The organism is candidate division KSB1 bacterium (assembly GCA_034506335.1).
Classification (GTDB): domain Bacteria; phylum Zhuqueibacterota; class Zhuqueibacteria; order JANLFK01; family Oleimicrobiaceae; genus Oleimicrobium.
Genome location: JAPDPR010000082.1, coordinates 1 through 9,334, shown reverse-complemented (window position 1 = coordinate 9,334; position 9,334 = coordinate 1). Strand labels below are relative to the sequence as shown.

Sequence of the window (9,334 nt, the reverse complement as noted above, 5' to 3'; positions counted from 1 at the left end):
GCGGACGCTTTTTGCCGCAGTTTATTATGACTGGGGTGTGCACAAGTCTTTGGACGGGGGACGCTCGTGGGTGCCTGCAAACACTGGCATTGCCCTGGGCCAGGCACATTGTGTGGTCTCCGTGGCCATCGACCCGGTGGACACCAACATCGTCTACGCGGCGGGGACGGAGATTTACGTGAGTTACGACGCCGGCGCAACATGGCAGCAGTTCCAAGAGGGCGTTCCTTCTCACTTTGTCGCTGTTAGGAAGATCCGTGTCGACCCGAAAGACCCAAGCTACATCTACGCCGCCACCGAGGGGAGTGGGGTGCTGGTGTACCACCGCACGCAGTCCAGGGTGCACCGGGACCGGCCAGGAACACCCGAAAGCTTCTACCTGGCGCAGAACTTTCCCAATCCGTTCCACAGCTCCACGCTGCTGCGCTTTGGCGTGCCCAGTCAGGCGGATGTGCAGCTGGAGGTGTTTGACGTGAGCGGGCGCAGAGTGCGGCTGCTGGCCGATGAGCACCGGGCGCCCGGCCATTACTCGGTGGTGTGGGACGGCCGCGGCGATGATGGCGTGCGAGTTCCTGCAGGGGTCTACTTCTGTCGCCTGCGTGCCGGGCAGGTGGTGCAGGTGCGCAAGATGACGCTGGTGTACTGAGCCCTCCTGATGGCCGGTCGGTGACTGCAGCCGACCCGCCTCTGTCACCTCTGAATTTCCCAATCTTTCCCCTTGATTTTCTCCCCCAATTTGCGTATAGTGCACCGGATTGCGAGGCAAGGAGTGACACTTGGACCTTGTTCTTGTGTTGACTGCGGTACTCGTTGCCGCAGGCACTGCGGAGCGCTGGGCGCACGGTCGTGCGCTGCGGGCGATTCACGGCCGGGAGCACGTCAACGGCACGCGGGGCAAGTCCTGGGTGACCCGCCTCATTGCCGCCGGGCTCAATGGGGCGGGCATGCGCGCAGTGGCGAAGACCACCGGCAGCGCCCGGCGGCTGATCCTGCCCGATGGCCATGAGCAGGAAGTCCATCGGCGCGGGCCGGCCAATGTGCGCGAGCAGCTCCACGTAACGCGCCGCGCAGCGCAGCTTAAGGCCCATGCCCTGGTGGCGGAGTGCATGGCTACTGCACCGGAGCTCCAGCGATTCCTCGAGTCCCACCTGATGCAGTCCCACGTCACGGTGATCACCAATGTGCGGCCGGACCACCAGGAGGCGTTGGGGCCCTCCCTCGCCGGGGCGGCGCGTCGCAAAGGGGCCCGGGTGGAGGTGGTGCGCGCTGTCGACCATCCCTCACCCCAGGAGATGGCCCGCTTCGACTATTACGAACATCCAGCCAACGTGGCCTGCGCACTGTCTGTGTGCCGCCAGCTCGGGGTGGAACGCGAGGTTGCGCTCCAGGGGATGGGGCGCGTGCGCCCAGACCCCGGGGCCCTCACCTGGATGGGCCTTTCTCTGGCGGGCCGCACCGTGCGCTTTGTCAACGCCTCCGCCGCCAACGACGCCGAGTCGACCGCAGCCATATTTGAACACCTCCACTTGCGGCCTGACTCTGAGCGCCCGCTAATCGTAGTGCTGAACGCGCGACGCGACAGACCCCTGCGCACCGTACAGCTCGTCGGCCACCTTGGCTCGTTGCTGCGGGCGGATCACTACCTGGTCGTGGGCGAGCTTTCCTGGGCGATGAAGAAACGCCTGGCGAAATTGGCAAGAGCCGGTCTGCCGCTGGAGATTCTCGGCCAGGTGCCGCCGCAAAAGGTGCAGGAAAGGATAGCCGCCCTAGCCCGTGCCGGCTCAACAGTCGTGGGGATAGGCAACATCGGAGGCATGGGACGCGCTTTGATCGAACTCTGTGCCGGGATGAAGAAGTCATGACGCTTTTTCGAATGAAACTTGTGCACAGCAGGGCCGTATTGGGAAGCGCAAGCAGGTCTCGATAAGCGTCAATCATTCGTGCAGTGGAACCATCACGGAGGTGCACAATGCGATTGCACTGTAAGATGTGGCGACGGTTTCTGGGGGTGCTAGCTGTGGCCTGTATGGCGGGCGCAGGGCTCGCCGACGAGGGGATGTGGACGCTCGATAATCCCCCCACCAAACTCCTCCAGGAGCGCTATGGCTTTACCCCGACGCAGGAGTGGCTGGACCACGTGCGCCTGGCAAGCGTGCGCTTCATGGACGGCGGATCGGGGTCCTTTGTCAGCCCACACGGACTGGTGATGACGAACCATCACGTCGCGGTGGGCCAGCTGCAGAAGGTGTCCACTCCCGAGCATGACTTTGTAGCCACCGGCTTCTATGCCGCTACGCCTGAAGAAGAGCTCAAGTGCCCAGACCTGGAAGTAAACGTCCTGGTGTCCATGGAAGATGTCACCTCGCGGGTACGGGCGGCGGTCACGAAAGGGATGACTCAAGAGCAGGCCTTGGAGGCCCGGCGTGCGGCCATCGCTGCCATCGAGAAGGAGAGTCTGGAGAAGACCGGGCTGCGCTCAAACGTCATCAGCCTCTACCATGGCGGCGAGTACTGGCTCTATCGCTACAAGAAGTACACCGACGTGCGCCTGGTCTTTGCCCCGGAGCGGCAGGTGGCCTACTTCGGCGGTGACTTTGACAACTTCACCTACCCGCGCTACGACCTGGACGTGGCCTTCTTCCGCGTCTACGAGAACGACAGGCCGGTCAACTCAGAGCACTACTTCAAGTGGAACGCCAAAGGGGCTTCCGACGGGGAATTGGTTTTTGTCTCCGGCAACCCTGGCTCCACGGACCGGCTCTACACCTACGACCAGCTCCTGTTCCAGCGCGATTATCAGTACCCGATGGTGCTCGACTATATCAACAAGCGCATTGCCATTCTGCGCGAGTATGCCAAGCGTGGGCCGGAGCAGGAACGGAGGGCGCTGGTGCAGATTTTTGGCCTGGAGAACAGCAAAAAGGCCATGACCGGCGAGTACCAGGGCCTTCTGGATGCCAAGCTGATGGCCAGACGCAAGAAAGCGGAGGATGAATTTCGCGCCCTGGTTGCCTCCAAGCCAGAGTGGAAAAAAGCCTATGGCGACGCGTGGGACACGGTGGCGCGGGTCATCAGGAAGCAGGCGCCCAGGGCCAAGGAGCGCTTTTACGGGCGCGTCATGGGCTCGCGCCTGGCTGGCTTCGCCTCCACGCTGGTCTTCTACAGCATCGAAGTCAAGAAGCCGGACGGTCAGCGTCTTCCCGGATACCACGATTCCGAGCTTGAGGAGCTCAAGTTCCGCCTCCTCTCCCCGGCGCCCATCTACCACGACCTGGAGGAGGCCAACCTCGGGGGGGCATTGGCTCTTTCCCTGGAGCAATTGGGCGCTGACCACCCCTTCATCAAGACCGTGCTGAACGGGCGTCCGCCGCAGGAGGTTGCCGCAGAGCTCATCCAAGGGACCAAACTTGCCGACGTGGCATTCCGCAGGTCCCTCCTTGAGGGCGGGGAAAGCGCCGTACAGGCATGCACCGACCCGCTCATCGTGCTCATGCGCAAACTCGAGCCGATGATGCGCGCGGATATCGAATGGAACAAGAAGCACGTGGAAAGCGTGCTGACGCCCGCTACCGAGAAGATTGCCCAGGCCCGTTTTGCGGTCTACGGCAAGTCCGCCTATCCTGATGCGACGTTCACCTTGCGACTTTCCTATGGCGCTGTTAAGGGCTATCCCATGAATGGCACCAAGGCGCCGTACAAAACCACGCTCTATGGCCTGTACGACCGCGCCCTGAGCTTCGAGCGCGAAAAGGACTTTGACCTGCCGCAGCGGTTCTGGGAGCGCAAGGATCGGCTGGACCTGTCAACACCGGTGAACTTTGTCAGCACCTGCGACATCATCGGCGGCAACTCGGGCTCGCCGGTCATCAACGCCAAGGCGGAAGTGGTGGGTCTGATCTTTGACGGCAATATTGAGAGTCTGGTAGGACGCTTTGTCTATGACGAGGAGGCCAACCGGGCCGTGGCCGTGCACACAGGCTACATCAGCGAGGCCCTCCGCAAGCTGTACGACGCCGGGCCCCTGGCGGATGAGATCGAAGGCGTGAAGTAAGGGACAAGGGGTGAGCTTCGAGCTCACCCCTGTCGTTTTCTGGGAGGAATAGCCATGCGCAGGTGGGTTGTACGCATCCTGGTTGCCCCTTTGCTCGTGGTGGGCGTGGCAATGGTGGGCGCCATCGACCCGGTGGACACAAGGATGGTGACTCAGCCGGCCATCAGTGCCGAGCACATCGCTTTTGCCTACGCAGGCGACCTGTATCTTGCAGAGCAGGACGGCAGCAATGCGCGCCGGCTCACCTCAGGCGAAGGGAGGGAATTCAACCCCGTCTTTTCGCCGGATGGGAAGTGGATTGCCTTCAGTGGCGAGTACGATGGGAACACTGACGTCTTCGTGGTGCCGGTCACTGGCGGGGTCCCCACGCGCCTCACCTATCATCCGGCACCCGATGTGGTGTGCGGTTTCACCCCAGACGGCAAGTCGGTGTTGTTCTATTCGCCCCGCTTTTCTTTCACCAGCCGCTACGCTCAGCTGTTCACCGTCCCTGTGCAGGGTGGATGGCCGCAAAAGCTAGAACTGCCGGTGGGCTTCAAGGCTTGCTATTCGCCGGACGGGAGGCGGCTGGCGTATTTGCCGGTGCGAGAGGTGTTCCACCAATGGAAACATTACCGCGGCGGCACCGTCGCCACCATCTGGCTCTACACCTTCGCCGACCACAGCGTGGAGAAGATACCGCAGCCGCCTGGACGGTGCAACGACACCGACCCGATGTGGGTGGGCGACAAGGTCTATTTTCGCTCCGATCGCAACGGTGAATTCAACCTGTTCTGCTATGATACCATCAGCAAAGAGGTTAAGCAGCTGACGTTTTTCACTGACTTTCCGGTACTGGGGGCTTCGGCAGGAGCGGGCAGAATCATTTTCGAGCAGGCAGGGTATCTGCACATTTACGACCTGGAGAGCGGGCAGGTGAGCCGGCTGCGGGTGGGGGTCACCGCCGACCTGTTAGAACTACGCCCCCGCTATGTGAAAGGAGCCGAGTGGATCCGCAGCAGGGACATCTCGCCCTCCGGGGCGCGGGCAGTGTTTGAATTCCGCGGCGAGATCATCACCGTGCCGGCGGAAAAGGGTGACCCCCGCAACCTCACCAACACCCCAGGCGCGCACGAGCGCTTCCCGGCCTGGAGCCCAGACGGCAGGTACATTGCCTACTTTTCGGATGCCTCAGGGGAGTACGCCCTAGTCATCGCCCCGCAGGATGGCAAAGGACCCTCCCGGACTTTCAAGCCAGGAGGTGCAGGCTTCTACAACGCCATCTCCTGGGCGCCGGACAGCAAGAAGCTCTGTTTCGCAGACAATGCCCGGACGCTCTTCTGGGTGGATATCGAAAGCGGCCGCATTGCCAGGATCGCCCAGGAGGCGCTGTACATGCCTGGCGCGTTTGGCTCCATCCGCGGCGCCTGGTCGCAGGACTCGCGCTGGATCGCGTACACGCTGACCAATACCGCCTACTTTCAGCAGATCTTTGTCTACAGCATCGAGCAAGACAAGTCGTGGCCGCTCACCGATGGCATGGCAGAAGCCAGCGATCCGGTTTTCGACCCTGACGGCAAGTTCCTCTACTTCTTTGCTTCCACCGACGCCGGGCCGGTGAAGCACTGGTTCGCCATGTCCAACGCAGACGTACGCATGAAGAACGCCATCTATCTGGCCTCGCTGCAGAAGGAAACCCCTTCCCCATTGGCCAAGCAGAGCGATGAAGAGAAGGGCAAGGTCGAGGAGGACAAGGGGGAGAAAGGCAAGGAAAAGGTCCGCGAACAAAAGCCCACGAGCAGAGTGGTCATTGACTTTGCCGGGATCAACGAGCGAATTGTCGCACTGCCCCTCCCGGAAGGGGACTACCGGGACCTCCAGGTGGGCAAGGAACGTCAGGTCTATTTCCTGGAAAACGTCCCTGGAGGCAGCGCGAAGCTCCATCGCTACGAGCTGGACAAGAAGGAGGACAAGGTCATACTGGAGAAGGTGGATGACTACCAGCTGACCGCGGATGGTAAGAAGCTCCTGTATCGGGCCGGCGAGTCCTGGGCGATTGCGGAGGTGGCTGACAAGATAGACCCCGGCAAGGGACGGCTGAACATAGACGCCATCGAGGTGCGCATTGAGCCGCAGGCGGAGTGGCGGCAGATCTTTGACGAGGCATGGCGGATCAATCGCGACTACTTCTACGACCCCAATTTCCACGGAGCCGATTGGCGGGCGATGAAGAGGAAGTATGAGGTGTTCCTGCCTCATCTGGCGTGCCGCGACGACCTCAACCGTCTCATCCAGTGGATGTGCAGCGAGCTAGCTGTGGGGCACCATCGGGTGAGCGGAGGCGACCAACCGGCCAAGCCAAAGCGCATACCAGGGGGCCTTCTCGGGGCCGACTATGTGGTCGAAAACGGTCGCTATCGCTTTGCTAAGGTCTACGGCGGATTGAACTGGAACCCGGACTTGGAGTCACCCCTCAAACAGCCGGGCATCGACGTGCAGGCCGGCGAGTACCTGCTTGCGGTGAACGGCAAGGAGCTGCGGCCGCCGGAAAACCTCTTTAGCCGTTTCGAGAATACCGCCGGCAAGATAGTGGAAATCACCGTGGGGCCCAATCCGGACGGCACCGGAGCGCGCACCTTGCAGGTGGTGCCCATCAAAGACGAAAGTGACCTGCGCAACCGCGACTGGGTGGAGGGCAACATTCGCAAGGTAGATGCCGCAACCGGCGGGCGGGTGGCGTACGTGTATGTGCCTAACACCGCCAGGTTGGGCCACACCTACTTCAAGCGCTACTTTTTCCCGCAGACCAACAAGGAGGCCATCATCATTGATGAGCGCTTTAACGGCGGCGGACAGGTTGCCGACTACTACATCGACCACCTGCGGCGGCCGTACATTTGCCACTGGGCGTTACGCTATGGGCAGGACCTTGTGACCCCCAGCGGGGCGATCTTTGGGCCCAAGGTGATGGTGATCGACGAGAACGCCGGCTCTGGCGGCGACCTGCTCCCATGGATGTTCCGCAAGTTGGGCCTTGGTCCGCTGGTGGGCAAGCGCACCTGGGGCGGCCTGGTAGGCATCCTCGGCTTCCCGGTGCTGATGGATGGCGGCTATGTGACCGCACCCAATCTGGCCATCTGGACTGAGGAGGGGTTCGTAGTGGAAAACGAAGGCGTACCGCCCGACTACGAGGTTGAGCAGGAACCGGCTAAGGTGATCGCCGGGCACGACCCCCAGCTGGAAAAGGCCATCGAGGTTGTCATGGCTGAGCTGGAGAAGAATCCCCCCCGTAGGCCTCAGCGGCCGCCGTATCCGGTGAGGGTGAAGAAGTAAGGGGGGCGGCCGGCGTTCTCTAAATAGGGACTTGCTGCAGGTGGAAGCACGCTCGTGTGCCTTCCACCTGCAGCCAATACAGGCAGATAATCGACCTGAGGCCTACCAAGCTACTGCCGCGGCATACCCCACGTTGCTTATGCCGTACTTGATCCACATGTAGCCACCTTCCGAGCCGTAGCCACATGTCTCTCCCCAGCCCGGACCCCAGGAGTTCTTGAGAAGCCAGGCCCCCTTACTGTCATCCCAGCCGATGATAAAGATGGCATGATTGACCTTGGCCGGGGCAGGGCAACAGCTGAGCAGTCCCCCTTTTGGCGCCTCATCCTTATCGAACACGCCCCCTGTGTAGGCTTGGAAGAATGGCCCCACGTAGACTGCGGCGCAGGCCGGGCCGTAGTCATAGATTGCCTTTTTGAGGGCTTCCACCGCAGGAATGGCATCTTCGCCTGTCACGTACGCCCAGCCGGTGAGCTTGTACGGGTAATTGTAGGGTCCACCGCAGGGCACGTCGCTGGCCACGTAGGGAAAGTCTTGTTCGAGCACCGCCCCAGGATTGACCAGCATGTCATGCGCCCACCAGCCTCCATTGCACCCCCAGCCGGAGGTGTTACAGGAAACCAGGTATTGCTCGGACAGGTCAGTCGAAAGCGCCTGCTTGATCATCAGCACCGATTCCAACGAGGCGACGGTAGCAAAGGCCCAGCAACTGCCGCATCCGTCCTGATCGCGGACAGGCGTAACGCCGTTGTGCTGGCGCCAGTCCCACGAGGAGGGCAGGGCTGTCGGCGCCTCCAGGGCCCGCACCACGGCCGGCCTAAGGGTGGCCAGAGAGCGCTGGCGAGCGGTCTTCCGCCAGTCAGGTGCCTCACGCAAACCGCAGAGCTGTTCCAGGCTGAAATTCAGGGCTGGATTGTGCCCCACTGTGAACGAGTAGCGCCCGGTGGCCAACTCGGCCTGCAGGCGCTGCAACTGCGCCTCAACCTGGGCGCGGCTGATCTGCTGGCCAAGAAGGACACCCCACGCCAGCAGGAGCACGAAAACCACACAAAGTATCCGTCGCATGGCCACACCTCCACTGTCAAGCTGAGAAGCACATGGTACCATGTACGCACTCGTTCTCAGAGCTCACCAGGCTGACGGGTGCTGGGGAGTAGCTTTGTTACTTGATTACCACGCGCACGCTGAATGTATCCGCCGGGACCTCTTTTTCCCATGGCCGCCTGTACACCAGGCGTAGCGTCGCGGTCCCTTTCTTCAATGCCCTGAAGTGAAAAGTGAAAGTGCCTGGTGCGCCTATCAGGCGCGAGTGAGGGACGAACTCAGCCTCCTTTTCTTGCACAATGGCGGCGGAGTCGAGCTCAGCCACTTCCCAGGTGAATCCGGTGGTAGGGTTGCCTTCCAAGGAGACGGTCAGTTCGGTTCCCTGGCGCAGATGAAGTACTCGGCCGTGGTCAGCTTTCGTCAGCTCTGTGCGGTCGCCGTGGTTGCTGCATCTGCTTAGCGCAAGGGCCACAATGGCGCAAAAAACAAATTTCATGGCAGCTCCTTTGCCCCTAACCTCAAGATACCCGCGAGCACACGGGGCTCTTCCCCTAATGCTGGCAATTGCCCAACAGTAGTCCCGCGCCACCGGCGGACGGCCTACTCCTCAGGTGAGTCCTTCCCATGCCCAGATCATAAAGTCGACACTCTTTGTTCGTGCGGAGAGGGCTCAATATCCTTCCTCGCGCTGTATGGTATGCAATTTCGCGCTGAATGTCAAGCGAAATATGCAGCGCCGGCAAGGAGGAGCGGGCTCTGGACAGCAGGCACAGCATGGCGGTGGTCCCAATGAACTCCCGGAAGACACGAGCCCTCGAGCATCTTTGTGCCTTCTTGTCTGTTTGCCGAACTGTTTTCCCAAGGAGTACCCGACGGCGGTCTCTGCTACGAGCAGAGTGTCTCTCAGCGTGCACCTTGCTTCTTTCT

General features: G+C 61.4%; 6 protein-coding genes. 4 read left to right on the top strand and 2 right to left on the bottom strand.

Annotated features, from left to right (window positions below; translation table 11 throughout):
• From ONB25_14870 to ONB25_14855, 4 genes are all read left to right on the top strand, one after another.
• Positions 1 to 646: T9SS type A sorting domain-containing protein (locus ONB25_14870; GenBank protein ID MDZ7394167.1), on the top strand; the 646-nt coding region annotated here is incomplete at its 5' end.
• Positions 647 to 776: 130 nt separating this feature from the next.
• Positions 777 to 1,862: a Mur ligase family protein gene (locus ONB25_14865; GenBank protein MDZ7394166.1), complete on the top strand. Its 1,086-nt coding sequence runs from the start codon at positions 777 to 779 to the stop codon at positions 1,860 to 1,862.
• Between the two features lie 107 nt (positions 1,863 to 1,969).
• Entirely contained in the window at positions 1,970 to 4,051 is a 2,082-nt protein-coding gene (locus ONB25_14860; GenBank protein MDZ7394165.1) for a S46 family peptidase, read from the top strand.
• Positions 4,052 to 4,105: 54 nt separating this feature from the next.
• Complete coding sequence (locus ONB25_14855) at positions 4,106 to 7,363, top strand: PDZ domain-containing protein (protein ID MDZ7394164.1); 3,258 nt, start codon at positions 4,106 to 4,108, stop codon at positions 7,361 to 7,363.
• A gap of 102 nt (positions 7,364 to 7,465) precedes the next feature.
• On the opposite strand, the gene ONB25_14850 is transcribed toward ONB25_14855, so the two are convergent.
• A complete protein-coding gene (locus ONB25_14850; protein ID MDZ7394163.1) occupies positions 7,466 to 8,428 on the bottom strand; it encodes a C1 family peptidase in 963 nt (320 codons plus the stop codon).
• 97 nt (positions 8,429 to 8,525) lie between these two features.
• Positions 8,526 to 8,903 carry a protease inhibitor I42 family protein gene (locus ONB25_14845; GenBank protein MDZ7394162.1) on the bottom strand — a complete coding sequence of 126 codons (378 nt, stop codon included), beginning with the start codon at positions 8,901 to 8,903 and terminating at the stop codon, positions 8,526 to 8,528.
• Positions 8,904 to 9,334 lie beyond the last annotated feature (431 nt).